The organism is Dechloromonas sp. TW-R-39-2 (assembly GCF_016864195.1).
GTDB lineage: Bacteria > Pseudomonadota > Gammaproteobacteria > Burkholderiales > Rhodocyclaceae > Azonexus.
Genome location: NZ_CP045202.1, coordinates 1,303,845 through 1,326,361, shown reverse-complemented (window position 1 = coordinate 1,326,361; position 22,517 = coordinate 1,303,845). Strand labels below are relative to the sequence as shown.

The window sequence follows — 22,517 nt, the reverse complement described above, 5'->3', positions numbered from 1 at the left end:
GACTTGCACAACATAAAAAGGGCGGAAAATCCGCCCTTTTTATGTGCCCAAAGTGCTAAGTGCTTAATCAGTCACCAGCTTACCGTTGGTCAGCAGGTTCTGGATAATTGCCTGATCACTGGTAAAGGAACCAACCAGATTCACCCCGTTTAGGGTAATTATCTGATCCGGCCCGGTCTGGCTCATACCATGACTCTTGACTTCGATGGTTGTAGCGAGTGTCGTCGAGTTGTAGCTAAAGTGCAGATAATCTGCCAGATTACCTGCACTCGTACCACTATGTACTTCACCCTGCAACAAATCACGCAGATCAAGGTTCTCGCCAGCAGTGGAGTTGAAGGCAGCACCATCAGTAATCGTATCTCGCGCCGGAACTGCAACAGTGCCCTCGTCACCCAAGACCCACTTGAATGTATCTGCACCGCCACCGCCGGTCATGGTGTCGTTACCGGCTCCACCAATGATTACATCATTACCAGCACCGCCGATTTCCGTATCATTTCCGCCCAGGCCATTAAGGAAGCTACCTGCCGCGACAGCTGTCTGCGTCTCACCCGAAGCTGTTCCATTAAGAATGCTGGCTGGCGAATCAACGATATCAGCAGAAATAATGGTTCCAATAGCAGGAAGTACATGGATACCAACCTCTTGATGGGTGGTAGTGACCGAGTTACCAGCCAGATCGGTTTCTGTCGCTGAGACGCCAATATGCAGGTCACCGGTGAAAGAGCCAGCAACGCGCAGAACTGCAGCACCCAAATCGCTGCCTAACATGCTGACAGTTCCATCTGCAGCCACAGTATAGGTATGGGTCCCTGAGATGATCTGTGCGCCGACCGGAAGGCCATCAAAGGACAGCAAGAAACTATCTGCTGCGCTGGAAGCCGTCGCAGTGATATAGGTGGCAAGGGCTATATCGGTCGCCCCCCCCACTCCACTACCTGCAGCCACACCCTGATAACCATTGAAGGAAATATCATCGACCATCGCACCACGCCCAGCCGGATCAACAGCAGTGGGGTCAGTCAAAATAGTCAGCGTATGCGTCTTCCCGTCCCCCATGAAATCGAGTTTTAGGTTTTTCCAGTCCAGAGAAGTCATCGGACTGGTATTGGCATAACTGGCCACCTTGACACCATCCAGCAGGATAGAGATGTTGGTATAAGTTGTGGCAAACCCAGGGCGACCAGCGTAATCCAGAGACAACTGGTAAACCATGCCAAGAGCAGTGGTTACCTGACGGGAAATACCAATCGTCTGGGCAATACTATTAGAGTCGTTCAGTTCCAAGAAATTGGACCCATTACCTGGTGCTGCAGTAATGGTATTCATGTTCGTATCTTGGCGCGCCTGGGAATCGCCGGTTGACCAAATTTCGAAACCATTGGTGCCACCAGCCGAAACTTCTGGTGAATCGACGCGGGTCCAGCCTTCAAAAGCCGTCGAATTAACGACATCCGAAGTGTTACTGGAATTAGGAGCAGTTTCCCAACTCGTACTGAACACTTGAGTATCGGCCTTATTAACAACGGTCAGCGTCGGAAGCCCTGGCGGAGTTGTATCAAGCACCGCTGTATCCGTCCCTGCCAGCGAGGTATTCCCCGCCGCATCAGTCAGGGTAGCCGAGATTGTCAGCGTACCGCCTTCAGCCGGTTTGGCAAACGTCGTATTGTACACACCAGCAGTCACTTCTGCGGCTGTCAGGACATGCGTCTGCGGGTTAATGCCATCGGTAATCAGCAGCGTATCGCCTGCTTTCGCACCGACCGGCAGGCCAATCCGCACCCCATCCGTCGTCGCCACACCTTGCTCGACTGCGCTGATATAACCGTTGTTATTTGCATCTGTTGTGATTGTCACCGTCGGAGCAGACGTCGCAGTCGTATCAACCACTGCACTATCGGTACCCGCTGGTGTGGCATTCCCTGCCGAATCAACAATCACAGCAGAGACCGTCATCGTGACGCCCTCGGCAACCGGCGAGAAGCTCGTCGTCACGAAACCGGCCGTCTTGTCTGCCGCTGTAATCGTCACGCTATTTGTCACGCCACCCGAGGTGACCTGCACCACATCACCCACTGCAACCTTGGTTCCATCGAACGCCACCTTCACGTCGGCATTACCGACTGCTTCAGTCTTGTTGATCCAACCGTCGTTGTTGGTGTCTTCCGTGATCGTCACGGTCGGAGCCACACCACCATTCGGTGGGGTGGTATCAACCACTGCACTGTCAGAACCATCAGGCGTACTGTTACCTGCTGCATCAACAATCTTGGCCGTCACGGTCATCGTGGCGCCCTCGGCAACCGGCAAGAAGCTCGTCGTCACGAAACCGGCCGTCTTGTCTGCCGCTGTAATCGTCACGCTATTTGTCACGCCACCCGAGGTGACCTGCACCACATCACCCACTGCAACCTTGGTTCCATCGAACGCCACCTTCACGTCGGCATTACCGACTGCTTCAGTCTTGTTGATCCAACCGTCGTTGTTGGTGTCTTCCGTGATCGTCACGGTCGGAGCCACACCACCATTCGGTGGGGTGGTATCAACCACTGCACTGTCAGAACCATCAGGCGTACTGTTACCTGCTGCATCAACAATCTTGGCCGTCACGGTCATCGTGGCGCCCTCGGCAACCGGCAAGAAGCTTGTCGTCACGAAACCGGCCGTCTTGTCTGCCGCTGTAATCGTCACGCTATTTGTCACGCCACCCGAGGTGACCTGCACCACATCACCCACTGCAACCTTGGTTCCATCGAACGCCACCTTCACGTCGGCATTACCGACTGCTTCAGTCTTGTTGATCCAACCGTCGTTGTTGGTGTCTTCCGTGATCGTCACGGTCGGAGCCACACCACCATTCGGAGGGGTGGTATCAACCACTGCACTGTCAGAACCATCAGGCGTACTGTTACCTGCTGCATCAACAATCTTGGCCGTCACGGTCATCGTGGCGCCCTCGGCAACCGGCAAGAAGCTCGTCGTCACGAAACCGGCCGTCTTGTCTGCCGCTGTAATCGTCACGCTATTTGTCACGCCACCCGAGGTGACCTGCACCACATCACCCACTGCAACCTTGGTTCCATCGAACGCCACCTTCACGTCGGCATTACCGACTGCTTCAGTCTTGTTGATCCAACCGTCGTTGTTGGTGTCTTCCGTGATCGTCACGGTCGGAGCCACACCACCATTCGGTGGGGTGGTATCAACCACTGCACTGTCAGAACCATCAGGCGTACTGTTACCTGCTGCATCAACAATCTTGGCCGTCACGGTCATCGTGGCGCCCTCGGCAACCGGCAAGAAGCTCGTCGTCACGAAACCGGCCGTCTTGTCTGCCGCTGTAATCGTCACGCTATTTGTCACGCCACCCGAGGTGACCTGCACCACATCACCCACTGCAACCTTGGTTCCATCGAACGCCACCTTCACGTCGGCATTACCGACTGCTTCAGTCTTGTTGATCCAACCGTCGTTGTTGGTGTCTTCCGTGATCGTCACGGTCGGAGCCACACCACCATTCAGTGGGGCGGTATCAACCACTGCACTGTCGCTGCCTTGCGTCGACACATTCCCCGCAGCATCAACAATCACCGCCGTCGCCGTCATCGTCGTACCGCTCGCCTGCGCCGCAAAGCTGGTCGTCACAAACCCGGCGGCCTTGTCCACCGCCGTGATCGTCACATCATTCGTCACGCCACCCGACGTGATCTTCACCACATCGCCCACCGCAACCTTGCTGCCGTCAAACTCAACCTTCACGTCCGCATTGCCCACCGCTTCGGTACGGTTGATGAAACCATCGTTGTTCGCATCTTCCGTGATCGTCACCACCGGCGCATTGCCATCATTCGGCACCGTGGTATCAACCTTCGCGCTGTCGCTGCCTTCCGCGCTGCTGTTCTGCGCCGCATCCACAATCTTCGCCGTCACCGTCATCGTGCTGCCATCAGCCGGTTGGGCAAAGTTCGTCGTCACGTAGTTGTTGGCCTTGTCCGCCGCCGTGATCGTCACCGTGTTCGTCACACCACCCGAGCTGACCAGGACCTTGTCGCCCACATCAACCTTCGTGCCGTCAAACGACACCTTCACGTCTGCATTACCAACCGCTTCCGCTTTGTTGATCCAGCCGTCGTTGTTCGCGTCTTCCGTGATCTCGACCACCGGGGCTGCACCACCATTCGGTACCAGCGTATCCACCTTCGCGCTGTCCGACCCAATGCCGCCCAGATTGCCAGCCACGTCCTTCACCTGGGCTGTCACGGTCAACGTTGCGCCTTCGCCCGGATTCTGAACATTCGGAATCGAAATGCTGTTCTTGTCGATATCGGCCTGGGTCAGAACAATCGGCGCCAGCGGCGTACCGTTGATCGTCACCAGCATGCTGTCGCCAGCCTTGGCCGTCGCCGGAACGCTGATCGAGACGTCGATCGGCCCGTTCAACTCGGCCTTGTTGATGAAGCCGTCGTTGTTCGCGTCTTCGTCAATCGTCACGATCGGGGCGCCCGGAGCCGTCAGTTGCAGGCGTGCCGTGTCGCTGACCGGACCGGCACTGTTGCCGGCCGCATCAACGATCGAGGCCTTCGCCACAAAGTCGGTGTTGTTGCCCGTCGGATTGAACGAGACATCAATGTAGCCCGTCGCCAGTTGCGCTGCGGTCAACACGAAAGTCTGCGCCACATTGCCCGAACCTTCAACCGTCAGCGTGTCACCCACCGCCGCACCGGCCGGCAGGGCAACGCGAACGCCAATGTCGTTCCCCTTCAGTTCCGACTGGCTGATGAAGCCGTCGTTGTTTTCATCTTCAGTGATGCTGATCGCAAGACCCGTGAAGTTGGTGATATCCACCTTCGCAACGTCACTGCCCTGAACGGTGCTGTTGCCAGCAGCATCCACAATGATCGCGGTGACCGTCATCGTCGTGCCGTCGGCCTGGGCCGGGAAGGTCGTCGTCACAAAGCCGTTGGCCTTGTCGGCGGCCGTGATCGCCACATCGTTGGTCACGCCGGCCGAGGTGATCTTGACGATGTCACCCACATTGACCAGATTGCCGTTGAACGACACTTTGACGTCGGCTGCACCTTGCGCTTCGGCACGGTTGATCCAGCCGTCGTTGTTGGCGTCTTCCTTGATCTCGACCGTCGGGGCTGCACCGTTGTTCGGCACGCCAGAGTCGATGGTCAGCGGCACCGTCGTGCTGATGCTGTTGCCGGCCGGGTCGGTTTCCTTCACGTTGACCACGATCGGACCTTCCGGAACGTCCTGGGTCGGCGTCACCGTCCAGCTGCCGTCCGGCTTCACCGTCGTCGTCAGTTTCTCGCCAGTCGGCATCGTCACTTCGATCTTCGCGCCCGGATCACCCGTCCCGCTGATCGTCGGGGTCTTGTCGTTCGTGATGCTGTCGCCCTTCGTGCCGCTGTCCGAGGTCGGATCCAGCTTCGCCGTCAGCGTCTGCGGGGCGATCGTGTCGATCGTCGCACTGTCGCTGCCCGTCGCACCGGTATTGCCAGCGGCATCCTTCACCGCAGCGGTCACGGTCAACGTCACGCCTTCGCCCGGATTCTGAACATTCGGCAACGAGATACTGCCCTTGTCGATATCGGCCTGGGTCAGAACGATCGGGGCCTGGTCGGTCCCGTTGATCGTTACCAGCATCTTGTCGCCCGCCTTGGCGGTCGCCGGAACGCTGATCGATACGTCAATCGGCCCGTTCAGTTCCGTACCGTTGATCCAGCCGTCGTTGTCGCCGTCTTCCGTGATCGTCACGATCGGAGCGCCCGGGGCGCTCAACTGCAGACGGGCCGTATCTTCGACCGGACCCAGTTTGTTGCCGGCCGGATCAGCGATCGAGGCGGTCGCCTTGAAGTCGGTGTTGTTGCCGGTCGGGTTGAAGGTGACATCAATGAAGCCGGTCGCCAGTTGGGCGGCCGTCAGCGTGATCACCTTGTCCACATTGCCGGAACCGCTCACCGTCAGGGTGTCGCCCACGGCGGCACCCGCCGGCAGTACAACGCGCACACCAATGTCGTTGCCCTTGAGTTCCGCCTGACCAATGAAGCCGTCATCATTCTCGTCTTCGGTAATGCTGATCGCCAGACCGCTGAAGGTCGTGGTGTCAATCTTGGCGCTATCGCTGCCCACGGCACCCAGGTTGTTGGCCACATCCTTGACTTGGGCCGTCACGGTCAACGTGCTGCCTTCGCCCGGATTGGTCACACCGGTAATCGCCACGCTGCCGGTACTGATGTCCGCAGCCGTCAGTACGATCGGCGTACGTGCCACGCCATTGACCGAGACCAGCAGGCTGTCGCCCGCCTTGGCCGTACCCGGCAGTTCGACGCTGACGCCAATCTCGCCATTGAGTTCGCCCTTGTTGATCCAGCCGTCGTTGTTGGTGTCTTCGGTGATCGTCACCTTCGGCGCACCAATGTCGTCGGTCGCGATCGTCGCCTTGTCGCTGGCCACTGCGGATTCGTTACCGGCCGGGTCCTTGACCTGGGCCGTCACGACCATTTCGGTGCCGCTACCCGGCGCCGTCAGTTCGACGATCACCTGGCCGGCGTCAATCTGCGATTGCGTCAGAATGATCGTCTGCGTCGCATTGCCCGTCGCCGTGATCGTCAGCGCATCACCGGCAACCGCCGTCGCCGGCAGCTTGATTTCTGCACCCACCGTCCCTTGCAGTTCTGCCTTGTTGATGAAGCCGTCGTCGTTCGCGTCTTCCGTGATTTTCACGGTCAACCCGTCCAGCGGGCTCAAATCCAGCTTGGCGCTGTCGCTGCCTTCTTGCGTCGTGTTGCCTGCCGTATCAACGATCACGGCGGTCGCCGTCACCGTCGTGCCTGCCGCTTGTTGCGGGAAGTCCGTCGTCACAAAGCCATTGGCCTTGTCCGTCGCCGTAATCGTCACGTCCTTCGTGACGCCAGCTGACGTGATCTTGACGATATCGCCCACATTGACCAGGTTGCCGTTGAACGACACCTTGACGTCGGTCGGTCCTTGAGCTTCGACGCGATTGATGAAGCCGTCGTTGTTGGCATCTTCCGTGATCGTCACGGTCGGTGCGGTGCCGTCGTTCGGCACGCCCGAATCGATCGTCAGCGGCACCGTCGTGCTGATGCTGTTGCCGGCCGGGTCGGTTTCCTTCACGTTGACCACGATCGGGCCGTCCGGAACGTCCTGGGTCGGCGTCACCGTCCAGCTGCCATCCGGCTTCACCGTCGTCGTCAGTTTCTCGCCAGTCGGCATCGTCACTTCGATCTTCGCGCCTGGATCGCCCGTCCCGCTGATCGTCGGGGTCTTGTCGTTCGTGATGCTGTCGCCCTTCGTGCCGCTGTCCGAGGTCGGATCCAGCTTCGCCGTCAGCGTCTGCGGGACGATCGTGTCGATCGTCGCACTGTCGCTACCCGTCGCACCGGTATTGCCAGCGGCATCCTTCACCGCAGCGGTCACGGTCAACGTCACGCCTTCGCCCGGATTGCTGACCCCCGTCAGCGCGACTTTGCCACTCAGAATGTCTGCCGCGGTCAGAACAATCGGCGTCTGGGCAACGCCGTTGATGCTCACCAGCAGGGTTTCGCCTGCCTTCGCGCCCGTGCCGGCCAGGCTGACCGTCACACCAATGTCGCCACTCAGTTCGGCCTGGTTGATCCAACCGTCGTTATTGCCGTCTTCGGTGATTTCAACCACTGGGGCGCCCGGGGCTTGCGTATCAATCACCGCGCTGTCGCTGACTTCTGCCGACTTGTTGCCAGCCGGGTCCGTCACCTGCGCCTTGACCACCAGGGTTTCACCATTGGCCGGCGCCGCCACTTCAAAGATCACGCTATGGGCATCAATCTGCGCCTGCGTCAGCGTAATCGTCTGCGCCGCACTCCCGGTCGCGTTCAGCGTCAACAAATCTCCCGCCACCGCGCTCGCCGGCAGATCAACACGCACACCCACCGTCCCCTGCAATTCCGCACTGTTGATCCAGCCGTCGTTGTTCACATCTTCCGTGATCGTCACCGCCAAACCTTCCAGCGTGCTCAAATCAACCTTCGCACTGTCGCTGCCTTGCGTCGACACATTCCCCGCAGCATCAACAATCACCGCCGTCGCCGTCATCGTCGTACCGCTCGCCTGCGCCGCAAAGCTGGTCGTCACAAACCCGGCGGCCTTGTCCACCGCCGTGATCGTCACATCATTCGTCACGCCACCCGACGTGATCTTCACCACATCGCCCACCGCAACCTTGCTGCCGTCAAACTCAACCTTCACGTCCGCATTGCCCACCGCTTCGGTACGGTTGATGAAACCATCGTTGTTCGCATCTTCCGTGATCGTCACCACCGGCGCATTGCCATCATTCGGCACCGTGGTATCAACCTTCGCGCTGTCGCTGCCTTCCGCGCTGCTGTTCTGCGCCGCATCCACAATCTTCGCCGTCACCGTCATCGTGCTGCCATCAGCCGGTTGGGCAAAGTTCGTCGTCACGTAGTTGTTGGCCTTGTCCGCCGCCGTGATCGTCACCGTGTTCGTCACACCACCCGCGCTGACCAGGACCTTGTCGCCCACATCAACCTTCGTGCCGTCAAACGACACCTTCACGTCTGCATTACCAACCGCTTCCGCTTTGTTGATCCAGCCGTCGTTGTTCGCGTCTTCCGTGATCTCGACCACCGGGGCTGCACCACCATTCGGTACCAGCGTATCCACCTTCGCGCTGTCCGACCCAATGCCGCCCAGATTGCCAGCCACGTCCTTCACCTGGGCTGTCACGGTCAACGTTGCGCCTTCGCCCGGATTCTGAACATTCGGAATCGAAATGCTGTTCTTGTCGATATCGGCCTGGGTCAGAACAATCGGCGCCAGCGGCGTACCGTTGATCGTCACCAGCATGCTGTCGCCAGCCTTGGCCGTCGCCGGAACGCTGATCGAGACGTCGATCGGCCCGTTCAACTCGGCCTTGTTGATGAAGCCGTCGTTGTTCGCGTCTTCGTCAATCGTCACGATCGGGGCGCCCGGAGCCGTCAGTTGCAGGCGTGCCGTGTCGCTGACCGGACCGGCACTGTTGCCGGCCGCATCAACGATCGAGGCCTTCGCCACAAAGTCGGTGTTGTTGCCCGTCGGATTGAACGAGACATCAATGTAGCCCGTCGCCAGTTGCGCTGCGGTCAACACGAAAGTCTGCGCCACATTGCCCGAACCTTCAACCGTCAGCGTGTCACCCACCGCCGCACCGGCCGGCAGGGCAACGCGAACGCCAATGTCGTTCCCCTTCAGTTCCGACTGGCTGATGAAGCCGTCGTTGTTTTCATCTTCAGTGATGCTGATCGCAAGACCCGTGAAGTTGGTGATATCCACCTTCGCAACGTCACTGCCCTGAACGGTGCTGTTGCCAGCAGCATCCACAATGATCGCGGTGACCGTCATCGTCGTGCCGTCGGCCTGGGCCGGGAAGGTCGTCGTCACAAAGCCGTTGGCCTTGTCGGCGGCCGTGATCGCCACATCGTTGGTCACGCCGGCCGAGGTGATCTTGACGATGTCACCCACATTGACCAGATTGCCGTTGAACGACACTTTGACGTCGGCTGCACCTTGCGCTTCGGCACGGTTGATCCAGCCGTCGTTGTTGGCGTCTTCCTTGATCTCGACCGTCGGGGCTGCACCGTTGTTCGGCACGCCAGAGTCGATGGTCAGCGGCACCGTCGTGCTGATGCTGTTGCCGGCCGGGTCGGTTTCCTTCACGTTGACCACGATCGGACCTTCCGGAACGTCCTGGGTCGGCGTCACCGTCCAGCTGCCGTCCGGCTTCACCGTCGTCGTCAGTTTCTCGCCAGTCGGCATCGTCACTTCGATCTTCGCGCCCGGATCACCCGTCCCGCTGATCGTCGGGGTCTTGTCGTTCGTGATGCTGTCGCCCTTCGTGCCGCTGTCCGAGGTCGGATCCAGCTTCGCCGTCAGCGTCTGCGGGGCGATCGTGTCGATCGTCGCACTGTCGCTGCCCGTCGCACCGGTATTGCCAGCGGCATCCTTCACCGCAGCGGTCACGGTCAACGTCACGCCTTCGCCCGGATTCTGAACATTCGGCAACGAGATACTGCCCTTGTCGATATCGGCCTGGGTCAGAACGATCGGGGCCTGGTCGGTCCCGTTGATCGTTACCAGCATCTTGTCGCCCGCCTTGGCGGTCGCCGGAACGCTGATCGATACGTCAATCGGCCCGTTCAGTTCCGTACCGTTGATCCAGCCGTCGTTGTCGCCGTCTTCCGTGATCGTCACGATCGGAGCGCCCGGGGCGCTCAACTGCAGACGGGCCGTATCTTCGACCGGACCCAGTTTGTTGCCGGCCGGATCAGCGATCGAGGCGGTCGCCTTGAAGTCGGTGTTGTTGCCGGTCGGGTTGAAGGTGACATCAATGAAGCCGGTCGCCAGTTGGGCGGCCGTCAGCGTGATCACCTTGTCCACATTGCCGGAACCGCTCACCGTCAGGGTGTCGCCCACGGCGGCACCCGCCGGCAGTACAACGCGCACACCAATGTCGTTGCCCTTGAGTTCCGCCTGACCAATGAAGCCGTCATCATTCTCGTCTTCGGTAATGCTGATCGCCAGACCGCTGAAGGTCGTGGTGTCAATCTTGGCGCTATCGCTGCCCACGGCACCCAGGTTGTTGGCCACATCCTTGACTTGGGCCGTCACGGTCAACGTGCTGCCTTCGCCCGGATTGGTCACACCGGTAATCGCCACGCTGCCGGTACTGATGTCCGCAGCCGTCAGTACGATCGGCGTACGTGCCACGCCATTGACCGAGACCAGCAGGCTGTCGCCCGCCTTGGCCGTACCCGGCAGTTCGACGCTGACGCCAATCTCGCCATTGAGTTCGCCCTTGTTGATCCAGCCGTCGTTGTTGGTGTCTTCGGTGATCGTCACCTTCGGCGCACCAATGTCGTCGGTCGCGATCGTCGCCTTGTCGCTGGCCACTGCGGATTCGTTACCGGCCGGGTCCTTGACCTGGGCCGTCACGACCATTTCGGTGCCGCTACCCGGCGCCGTCAGTTCGACGATCACCTGGCCGGCGTCAATCTGCGATTGCGTCAGAATGATCGTCTGCGTCGCATTGCCCGTCGCCGTGATCGTCAGCGCATCACCGGCAACCGCCGTCGCCGGCAGCTTGATTTCTGCACCCACCGTCCCTTGCAGTTCTGCCTTGTTGATGAAGCCGTCGTCGTTCGCGTCTTCCGTGATTTTCACGGTCAACCCGTCCAGCGGGCTCAAATCCAGCTTGGCGCTGTCGCTGCCTTCTTGCGTCGTGTTGCCTGCCGTATCAACGATCACGGCGGTCGCCGTCACCGTCGTGCCTGCCGCTTGTTGCGGGAAGTCCGTCGTCACAAAGCCATTGGCCTTGTCCGTCGCCGTAATCGTCACGTCCTTCGTGACGCCAGCTGACGTGATCTTGACGATATCGCCCACATTGACCAGGTTGCCGTTGAACGACACCTTGACGTCGGTCGGTCCTTGAGCTTCGACGCGATTGATGAAGCCGTCGTTGTTGGCATCTTCCGTGATCGTCACGGTCGGTGCGGTGCCGTCGTTCGGCACGCCCGAATCGATCGTCAGCGGCACCGTCGTGCTGATGCTGTTGCCGGCCGGGTCGGTTTCCTTCACGTTGACCACGATCGGGCCGTCCGGAACGTCCTGGGTCGGCGTCACCGTCCAGCTGCCATCCGGCTTCACCGTCGTCGTCAGTTTCTCGCCAGTCGGCATCGTCACTTCGATCTTCGCGCCTGGATCGCCCGTCCCGCTGATCGTCGGGGTCTTGTCGTTCGTGATGCTGTCGCCCTTCGTGCCGCTGTCCGAGGTCGGATCCAGCTTCGCCGTCAGCGTCTGCGGGACGATCGTGTCGATCGTCGCACTGTCGCTACCCGTCGCACCGGTATTGCCAGCGGCATCCTTCACCGCAGCGGTCACGGTCAACGTCACGCCTTCGCCCGGATTGCTGACCCCCGTCAGCGCGACTTTGCCACTCAGAATGTCTGCCGCGGTCAGAACAATCGGCGTCTGGGCAACGCCGTTGATGCTCACCAGCAGGGTTTCGCCTGCCTTCGCGCCCGTGCCGGCCAGGCTGACCGTCACACCAATGTCGCCACTCAGTTCGGCCTGGTTGATCCAACCGTCGTTATTGCCGTCTTCGGTGATTTCAACCACTGGGGCGCCCGGGGCTTGCGTATCAATCACCGCGCTGTCGCTGACTTCTGCCGACTTGTTGCCAGCCGGGTCCGTCACCTGCGCCTTGACCACCAGGGTTTCACCATTGGCCGGCGCCGCCACTTCAAAGATCACGCTATGGGCATCAATCTGCGCCTGCGTCAGCGTAATCGTCTGCGCCGCACTCCCGGTCGCGTTCAGCGTCAACAAATCTCCCGCCACCGCGCTCGCCGGCAGATCAACACGCACACCCACCGTCCCCTGCAATTCCGCACTGTTGATCCAGCCGTCGTTGTTCACATCTTCCGTGATCGTCACCGCCAAACCTTCCAGCGTGCTCAAATCAACCTTCGCACTGTCGCTGCCTTGCGTCGACACATTCCCCGCAGCATCAACAATCACCGCCGTCGCCGTCATCGTCGTACCGCTCGCCTGCGCCGCAAAGCTGGTCGTCACAAACCCGGCGGCCTTGTCCACCGCCGTGATCGTCACATCATTCGTCACGCCACCCGACGTGATCTTCACCACATCGCCCACCGCAACCTTGCTGCCGTCAAACTCAACCTTCACGTCCGCATTGCCCACCGCTTCGGTACGGTTGATGAAACCATCGTTGTTCGCATCTTCCGTGATCGTCACCACCGGCGCATTGCCATCATTCGGCACCGTGGTATCAACCTTCGCGCTGTCGCTGCCTTCCGCGCTGCTGTTCTGCGCCGCATCCACAATCTTCGCCGTCACCGTCATCGTGCTGCCATCAGCCGGTTGGGCAAAGTTCGTCGTCACGTAGTTGTTGGCCTTGTCCGCCGCCGTGATCGTCACCGTGTTCGTCACACCACCCGCGCTGACCAGGACCTTGTCGCCCACATCAACCTTCGTGCCGTCAAACGACACCTTCACGTCTGCATTACCAACCGCTTCCGCTTTGTTGATCCAGCCGTCGTTGTTCGCGTCTTCCGTGATCTCGACCACCGGGGCTGCACCACCATTCGGTACCAGCGTATCCACCTTCGCGCTGTCCGACCCAATGCCGCCCAGATTGCCAGCCACGTCCTTCACCTGGGCTGTCACGGTCAACGTTGCGCCTTCGCCCGGATTCTGAACATTCGGAATCGAAATGCTGTTCTTGTCGATATCGGCCTGGGTCAGAACAATCGGCGCCAGCGGCGTACCGTTGATCGTCACCAGCATGCTGTCGCCAGCCTTGGCCGTCGCCGGAACGCTGATCGAGACGTCGATCGGCCCGTTCAACTCGGCCTTGTTGATGAAGCCGTCGTTGTTCGCGTCTTCGTCAATCGTCACGATCGGGGCGCCCGGAGCCGTCAGTTGCAGGCGTGCCGTGTCGCTGACCGGACCGGCACTGTTGCCGGCCGCATCAACGATCGAGGCCTTCGCCACAAAGTCGGTGTTGTTGCCCGTCGGATTGAACGAGACATCAATGTAGCCCGTCGCCAGTTGCGCTGCGGTCAACACGAAAGTCTGCGCCACATTGCCCGAACCTTCAACCGTCAGCGTGTCACCCACCGCCGCACCGGCCGGCAGGGCAACGCGAACGCCAATGTCGTTCCCCTTCAGTTCCGACTGGCTGATGAAGCCGTCGTTGTTTTCATCTTCAGTGATGCTGATCGCAAGACCCGTGAAGTTGGTGATATCCACCTTCGCAACGTCACTGCCCTGAACGGTGCTGTTGCCAGCAGCATCCACAATGATCGCGGTGACCGTCATCGTCGTGCCGTCGGCCTGGGCCGGGAAGGTCGTCGTCACAAAGCCGTTGGCCTTGTCGGCGGCCGTGATCGCCACATCGTTGGTCACGCCGGCCGAGGTGATCTTGACGATGTCACCCACATTGACCAGATTGCCGTTGAACGACACTTTGACGTCGGCTGCACCTTGCGCTTCGGCACGGTTGATCCAGCCGTCGTTGTTGGCGTCTTCCTTGATCTCGACCGTCGGGGCTGCACCGTTGTTCGGCACGCCAGAGTCGATGGTCAGCGGCACCGTCGTGCTGATGCTGTTGCCGGCCGGGTCGGTTTCCTTCACGTTGACCACGATCGGACCTTCCGGAACGTCCTGGGTCGGCGTCACCGTCCAGCTGCCGTCCGGCTTCACCGTCGTCGTCAGTTTCTCGCCAGTCGGCATCGTCACTTCGATCTTCGCGCCCGGATCACCCGTCCCGCTGATCGTCGGGGTCTTGTCGTTCGTGATGCTGTCGCCCTTCGTGCCGCTGTCCGAGGTCGGATCCAGCTTCGCCGTCAGCGTCTGCGGGGCGATCGTGTCGATCGTCGCACTGTCGCTGCCCGTCGCACCGGTATTGCCAGCGGCATCCTTCACCGCAGCGGTCACGGTCAACGTCACGCCTTCGCCCGGATTCTGAACATTCGGCAACGAGATACTGCCCTTGTCGATATCGGCCTGGGTCAGAACGATCGGGGCCTGGTCGGTCCCGTTGATCGTTACCAGCATCTTGTCGCCCGCCTTGGCGGTCGCCGGAACGCTGATCGATACGTCAATCGGCCCGTTCAGTTCCGTACCGTTGATCCAGCCGTCGTTGTCGCCGTCTTCCGTGATCGTCACGATCGGAGCGCCCGGGGCGCTCAACTGCAGACGGGCCGTATCTTCGACCGGACCCAGTTTGTTGCCGGCCGGATCAGCGATCGAGGCGGTCGCCTTGAAGTCGGTGTTGTTGCCGGTCGGGTTGAAGGTGACATCAATGAAGCCGGTCGCCAGTTGGGCGGCCGTCAGCGTGATCACCTTGTCCACATTGCCGGAACCGCTCACCGTCAGGGTGTCGCCCACGGCGGCACCCGCCGGCAGTACAACGCGCACACCAATGTCGTTGCCCTTGAGTTCCGCCTGACCAATGAAGCCGTCATCATTCTCGTCTTCGGTAATGCTGATCGCCAGACCGCTGAAGGTCGTGGTGTCAATCTTGGCGCTATCGCTGCCCACGGCACCCAGGTTGTTGGCCACATCCTTGACTTGGGCCGTCACGGTCAACGTGCTGCCTTCGCCCGGATTGGTCACACCGGTAATCGCCACGCTGCCGGTACTGATGTCCGCAGCCGTCAGTACGATCGGCGTACGTGCCACGCCATTGACCGAGACCAGCAGGCTGTCGCCCGCCTTGGCCGTACCCGGCAGTTCGACGCTGACGCCAATCTCGCCATTGAGTTCGCCCTTGTTGATCCAGCCGTCGTTGTTGGTGTCTTCGGTGATCGTCACCTTCGGCGCACCAATGTCGTCGGTCGCGATCGTCGCCTTGTCGCTGGCCACTGCGGATTCGTTACCGGCCGGGTCCTTGACCTGGGCCGTCACGACCATTTCGGTGCCGCTACCCGGCGCCGTCAGTTCGACGATCACCTGGCCGGCGTCAATCTGCGATTGCGTCAGAATGATCGTCTGCGTCGCATTGCCCGTCGCCGTGATCGTCAGCGCATCACCGGCAACCGCCGTCGCCGGCAGCTTGATTTCTGCACCCACCGTCCCTTGCAGTTCTGCCTTGTTGATGAAGCCGTCGTCGTTCGCGTCTTCCGTGATTTTCACGGTCAACCCGTCCAGCGGGCTCAAATCCAGCTTGGCGCTGTCGCTGCCTTCTTGCGTCGTGTTGCCTGCCGTATCAACGATCACGGCGGTCGCCGTCACCGTCGTGCCTGCCGCTTGTTGCGGGAAGTCCGTCGTCACAAAGCCATTGGCCTTGTCCGTCGCCGTAATCGTCACGTCCTTCGTGACGCCAGCTGACGTGATCTTGACGATATCGCCCACATTGACCAGGTTGCCGTTGAACGACACCTTGACGTCGGTCGGTCCTTGAGCTTCGACGCGATTGATGAAGCCGTCGTTGTTGGCATCTTCCGTGATCGTCACGGTCGGTGCGGTGCCGTCGTTCGGCACGCCCGAATCGATCGTCAGCGGCACCGTCGTGCTGATGCTGTTGCCGGCCGGGTCGGTTTCCTTCACGTTGACCACGATCGGGCCGTCCGGAACGTCCTGGGTCGGCGTCACCGTCCAGCTGCCATCCGGCTTCACCGTCGTCGTCAGTTTCTCGCCAGTCGGCATCGTCACTTCGATCTTCGCGCCTGGATCGCCCGTCCCGCTGATCGTCGGGGTCTTGTCGTTCGTGATGCTGTCGCCCTTCGTGCCGCTGTCCGAGGTCGGATCCAGCTTCGCCGTCAGCGTCTGCGGGGCGATCGTGTCGATCGTCGCACTGTCGCTACCCGTCGCACCGGTATTGCCAGCGGCATCCTTCACCGCAGCGGTCACGGTCAACGTCACGCCTTCGCCCGGATTGCTGACCCCCGTCAGCGCGACTTTGCCACTCAGAATGTCTGCCGCGGTCAGAACAATCGGCGTCTGGGCAACACCGTTGATGCTCACCAGCAGGGTTTCGCCTGCCTTCGCGCCCGTGCCGGCCAGGCTGACCGTCACACCAATGTCGCCACTCAGTTCGGCCTGGTTGATCCAACCGTCGTTATTGCCGTCTTCGGTGATTTCAACCACTGGGGCACCCGGGGCTTGCGTATCAATCACCGCGCTGTCGCTGACTTCTGCCGACTTGTTGCCAGCCGGGTCCGTCACCTGCGCCTTGACCACCAGGGTTTCACCATTGGCCGGCGCCGCCACTTCAAAGATCACGCTATGGGCATCAATCTGCGCCTGCGTCAGCGTAATCGTCTGCGCCGCACTCCCGGTCGCGTTCAGCGTCAACAAATCTCCCGCCACCGCGCTCGCCGGCAGATCAACACGCACACCCACCGTCCCCTGCAATTCCGCACTGTTGATCCAGCCGTCGTTGTTCACATCTTCCGTGATCGTCACCGCCAAACCTTCCAGCGTGCTCAAATCAACCTTCGCACTGTCGCTGCCGCGTTCGGTGGTGTTTCCGGCTACATCGACGATGACGGCCGTAGCAACAACCGTCGTCCCACTGGCCTGTACCGGGAACGTCGTGGTCACAAAACCATTAAGCTTGTCTGCCTCAGTGATCGCAACATCCTTCGTTACACCACCCGAGGTAATTTTTACGACATCTCCAACACTAACCAGGTTTCCGTTGAACGACACTTTGACGTCCGTTGGCCCATCGGATTCCAGTCGATTGATGAACCCATCATTGTTAGCATCCTCGGTGATTTCGACGATTGGTGCCTTGCCATTGTTTGGCACTTCTGCATCGATCACCAATGGGACTTTTGCCGTCGTGACATTACCTGCCGGGTCAGTCGACGTAACAGCAACGGTAGCCGGGCCATTCGGCAAATCGAGGGTCGGCGTCACACTCCAGCTACCATCCGGTTTAACCGTGGTGGTCAGCTTTTCGCCTGTTCCTGGCATAGTGACAAGAATGGAAGCTCCTGGCTCCCCTGTACCGCTGATCGTCGGTGTCTTGTCATTTGTAATCCCATCTCCCTGAACCCCACTATCAGATGTGGAATCCAGTTTTGCGGTCAATGCCGGAGGCGTGACATCAACCAGAACCCCCGGCTGCTCAATCGCCCCAAGCACTCGTCCTGCACCCGTACCAAACTGAAACGCCAGCGGATCGACCGTTTCGACGACACGCAAGAACTCAACGAAGGTATGCCCTTCATTACCGCCAGTACCGACTGCGCCAGCTGCTGGTGCCTCTTGTTCGAGCAGAGAGTCGAGATCGCCACCGCCGGTAATTGCCTTGGCAATCTTCTGGAAACCCTTCGGGTTATTGATGACAGCACTGTCCGCAGCATCCGGCTTGATCGGAGCGCCAACCTCGGCATCAATCCGTGCAACCTCGCCCGGACGAACCGTCATTTCACGACCGTCGGCCAGCTTGAGGACAACCTGAGAGCCATCAGAGCTGACGACTGACTCGCCCTCGCGTATGGAGTCTCCAACCTTCAAACGACGCATTTTGCCGGAACCATCCCGGGCAAACGCCTCACCAGACATAGATGAGACTTTAGCGATAACTTGAGCTTGGGCCATGGTAAAACTCCATACAGCATTAGTGATTGCGCCAGTGTAAGGAGCTTCAAGTTTGTTGGCTATTGCACCAAAGTACAATCCAGCCATTCAGGAGAGACAAGGCTCTCCCGGGAATCAAGGTAGCCGACCGTTGATCCTGAGAGAAAGCTGCAAACGATCACGAATGCCCAGCTTCTCAAAAGCAGCAGTCAGATGAGCTTTGACTGTGCGCTCTGTAATTGCCAGCTGATTCGCCACTTCCTTATTGCTGGCGCCTCCAGCAACCAGACGAGCAACCTGCACCTCGCGCTCTGAGAGCAAAGCAACCCATGCACTGCCCTCGGCGGCATTTTCCTCTGCTGGAGCACGTTGACCGAGAAGTCGCGAAGTCGTCCCAACCAAACGCTGCAAAAGCGACTGGCCGATCCACAAACCACCATTACCGACGACCAGCGCAATCTGCCTCAATACCTCTGGTGCGGCATGAGTATTGCAGCAGCCGGCCGCCCCTAGCGAAAGAGCCTGCATGACAAGCTCCTCGTTCAGATCATCACAAAGAATGACCACCTGATGAGATACCGCATGCGCCATGTCACGAGCCAGCACGGCAAAATCTTCACCGGCACGCAACCGGCACCAGACAATTCCCGGCTCACCCAGAGAAATGCTTGGCAAATCATTGCGGACCAACAGCGCAGCCCCGGGCATTGCCTCCAACCAGGTTGGCAGTGCATTTTTGTCGACATCGATAATCCAGTGTTTCATCAACGCTCCGTCAACGCCACGCTTTTTGCTCGCAAAACCGGCTTCAACAAGTAGGCCAGTACGCTTTTCTTCCCTGTGAGGATATCAACTTCGGCAACCATGCCTGGAATAATCGGGAGATTGGCATCACCGAATCCAGGTTTGTTAGTCCTGACACGAACCGTGTAGAAAGCATTGCCCTTGTCATCCATGACGCTATCGGCACCGATATGCTCCAAGGTCCCTTCAAGCCCGCCATAAACAGAAAAATCATAAGCGGTGAATTTGACCATCGCCGCCTGACCTGGACGCAAGAAAGCGATGTCACGAGGCTGAACGCGCGCTTCCAGCAACAAGGCATCCTCAAGCGGCACGATTTCAATCATGTCCTTGCCGGGTTGAACTACGCCCCCCACCGTATTCACCAACAAGCGCTTGACCGTTCCTTTGACCGGAGAGCGGATGGAGGATTGTTTGACGCGATCAGACAAAGCAATACTTCCCTCAGCCAAGCTATTCAGCTTGCCTGAGGTTTCCGAAAGTTCCTTGCCTGCATCGTTACGAAAAGTCAGTTCAACCTCTTCGATTTTGCGATGGGCTTCGTTAATCGCCGCCTGAATACGGGTGATCTGAGCCGTTGCCATATCGCGCTCACCACGATAGCGCGAGACATCACGCTCAAGACGCAACAATTCGACTTCGGAGACGGCCCCAGAATTAATCAGAGGCTTGGTTACGGTCAACTCGCGCGACGTCAGCTCATACCCTTGCAGTGCCTGGGCCTTGCGGGCCTGCGACTCATTAAGTTCCTGCTGGCGCTGCGCCAATTGCTGGCGAGCAATCGAAACCGCCGCCTGCATCTCTTCCCGCTTTGCCTCATAGAGCAGACGCTCCTGCTCGACGAGTTCGGGCACTTCCTTCAAGACATCCGCAGGAGGAATGAAAGGTTTGCCATCCGACATCGCCTTGAGGCGAGCTGCTTTGGCAACCAGTCCCAGGTATTGGGAGCGATTTTCCTTGACCGAAGAAACGAATCGGGTTTCGTCAATTTTCACCAGCAACTGATTGGCCTGGACGACATCACCCTCACGAACGAGGATTTCGGACACCAAGCCGCCATCGATGCTCTGCAAAACCTGAAGTTGCTTTGACGGAATGACTTTGCCATCGCCGCGCGTCACCTCGTCCAGTTGAGCCACCGCAGCCCAGATAATGAAGATAGCCAGAACGATACCGATTGAGCGCAACAGAACCCGCGCTCTCAACGGCTCCTGACGGAGAATGGCCAGATCGGCATCCGTTGCAAAATCAACGACGTCGACATCCTCCTTACTGGGTAAACGTCCAAGCAGTTTTTCAACACGGGGCGCACTGCGTGCGGCCACCCCTTCCAGCCACCCATGCAGCGCCACACCGATTGCCTTGATGCGACTCATGAAGCTCTCCCGATCCGGCCGCTCTGCAGGGCCTGGATCACCTGATCGCGCGGACCATCAGCCACGATCCGACCGTCATCGACCACGATGACGCGCGTCGCCAAATCAAGAAGACTGTTGCGGTGCGTCACGATCAAGACTGTCTTGTGCGCAGCCATTGACTTGAGGCGCTGCTTGAATTGTTGCTCAGATGAAAAGTCCATTGCACTGGTCGGCTCATCAAGCAGCAAGATCGGCGGATCCATCAGAAATGCACGGGCAATGGCAACGCCTTGACGCTGGCCTCCGGACAAAGAATCCCCTCGTTCGCCAATCATCATGTCAAAGCCATCCGGATGACGATTGACGAACTCTGTCAGGCCGGCCGCCTCAGCCGCCGCCATGATTGCAGCATCATCGGCATAAGGCGCCCCGATCGAAATATTGTCACGCAAAGTGCCGTAAAAAAGCGTCACATCCTGCGCCACATAGCCAACGTTGCGTCGCAAATCTGCTGGGTCCAGCTGGCGAACATCGACGCCATCGATCATCAGCGCACCACCGGTCGGCTGATAAAGCCCCAGCAGTAATTTTTGCAAAGTTGTCTTGCCCGAACCGATCCGCCCGATCACAACCACTTTTTCGCCGGCGACAATCTTGCAGTTCAAGCCCTTCAGAGCGGCAATCGAACTATTCGGATAACTGAACTGCACGTCGCGAAATTCGATATTTCCCTTTAATTCCGGACGATGCACGAAGGCCGCATCGCTCGGACGCTCAACCGGATTGGCCATGATGGTTTCCAGCGAGGCCAGAGAAACTTTGGCGCTGTGATACTGCATGAGCAGGCCAACCATCTGGCCCAACGGCGCTACTGCGCGGGAAGTCAGCATGGTGCAGGCAATCAGCCCCCCCATGCTGAGTTTGCCATCACCAATCAGGTAGACGCCGCAGATAACGACTACGACACTGACCAATTGCTGGACTTCCATCGCCCCGTTGGTTGCTGCCGCAGAAAGAAAGCGCATCTTGTTATTGACTTGGGAAACGAAAGCAACCGACTTCTCCCACTTTGACTGCATGACACCTTCCGCCCCTTGTGTCTTGATTGTTTCCAGTGCGGTCAGGCTTTCAATCAAGGTGGCGTTACGCAATGCCCCTGCACGATACGTTGTCTCTGAAAGCTCGTGCATTTTGTGCTGAAGAATGTAGGCATAAATCACGACAAAAACAATTGCCAGCAATACCGGGATGACCAACTGCCAGGCAATCAGCGCAATCACCAGAATAAACAGCAGGGCAAATGGCAAGTCGATAAACGCCGTCACAGAAGCCGAAGTAATGAAATCACGGACCGACTCGAATGAGCGCAAATTAGATGAAAACGCACCCACAGCGGTTGGCCTTGCTTCCATGCGGACACCAAGTACCCGCTCCATGATCTTGGCGGATAGCTGCATGTCGATTCTGGCACTCGCCAGATCAATGAAATAGCCCCGCAACGAACGCAGGGTCAAATCAACCGCAACCAGCAAAGCCACCCCCAGCGCCAGGACCCACAACGTCTCCATGGCACGATTGGGAATAACCCGGTCATAAACATTCATTGAAAACAGAGGCATCGCCAGTGCAGCGATATTGATCAACAAGGCTGCCGCCAGAACATCGCGATAGAGCGGCCACTGATCAGCCAGCGCCCCCCAGAACCAGTGGCGGAGCTTGACATCCCCAACCTGCGGCGTCCGCTTATCGAAACGGAAATGCGGGCGGCAGAAGATGGCGATACCGGTATAGCGCGCAAGAAGCTCCTCGCGCGCCATCAGCACCGTACCTTGACCGGTCTCCGGGAAAAGCAGGCGGGCATTCTCTCCCGCATCATCCCAACCAAGCAGGACACAAGCCTCTTCTCCGCTGGTCAGCAAAACAGCAGGCAACAGGACCGGATCAATACGTTCGATCTGGCGCCGCATCAGTTTGGCCGACAAACCGGCACGACTCGCCGCCCGGGCGAAAAGCGAAGGGGTCAATACCCCTTTTTCAAGAGGAAGCCCAGCAATCAATGCCGCGCGCGTGCTGGGACGACCATGAATTCGGGTTAACTCGACCAGACAATCAAGCAGGGGATCGTGATGCAGCAGATCCTCGCGCACAACTGATTTACCAAGCTCAACAGTGCTGGCAGCAACTTCCTGATTCATAACTCCCCAGACAGCAATTTTTTTTAGATTCTAA

The 22,517-nt window shown here is 59.0% G+C and carries 4 protein-coding genes; all 4 read right to left on the bottom strand.

The annotated features are described in order from the left end of the window. Positions 1 to 63: 63 nt before the first annotated feature. Positions 64 to 18,147, bottom strand: a complete 18,084-nt coding sequence (locus GBK02_RS06275; protein ID WP_203468882.1) for an Ig-like domain-containing protein — start codon at positions 18,145 to 18,147, stop codon at positions 64 to 66. A 114-nt stretch (positions 18,148 to 18,261) separates the two neighbouring features. Continuing rightward, on the bottom strand, positions 18,262 to 18,891 hold the full coding sequence (locus tag GBK02_RS06270) for a response regulator transcription factor (protein ID WP_203468881.1): 630 nt from the start codon (positions 18,889 to 18,891) through the stop codon (positions 18,262 to 18,264). Continuing rightward, on the bottom strand, positions 18,891 to 20,306 hold the full coding sequence (locus tag GBK02_RS06265) for an HlyD family type I secretion periplasmic adaptor subunit (protein ID WP_203468880.1): 1,416 nt from the start codon (positions 20,304 to 20,306) through the stop codon (positions 18,891 to 18,893). The genes GBK02_RS06270 and GBK02_RS06265 overlap by 1 nt, the downstream gene beginning before the upstream one ends. Next, positions 20,303 to 22,483, bottom strand: a complete 2,181-nt coding sequence (locus GBK02_RS06260; protein WP_203468879.1) for a type I secretion system permease/ATPase — start codon at positions 22,481 to 22,483, stop codon at positions 20,303 to 20,305. The genes GBK02_RS06265 and GBK02_RS06260 overlap by 4 nt, the downstream gene beginning before the upstream one ends. Between the last annotated feature and the right edge of the window lie 34 nt (positions 22,484 to 22,517).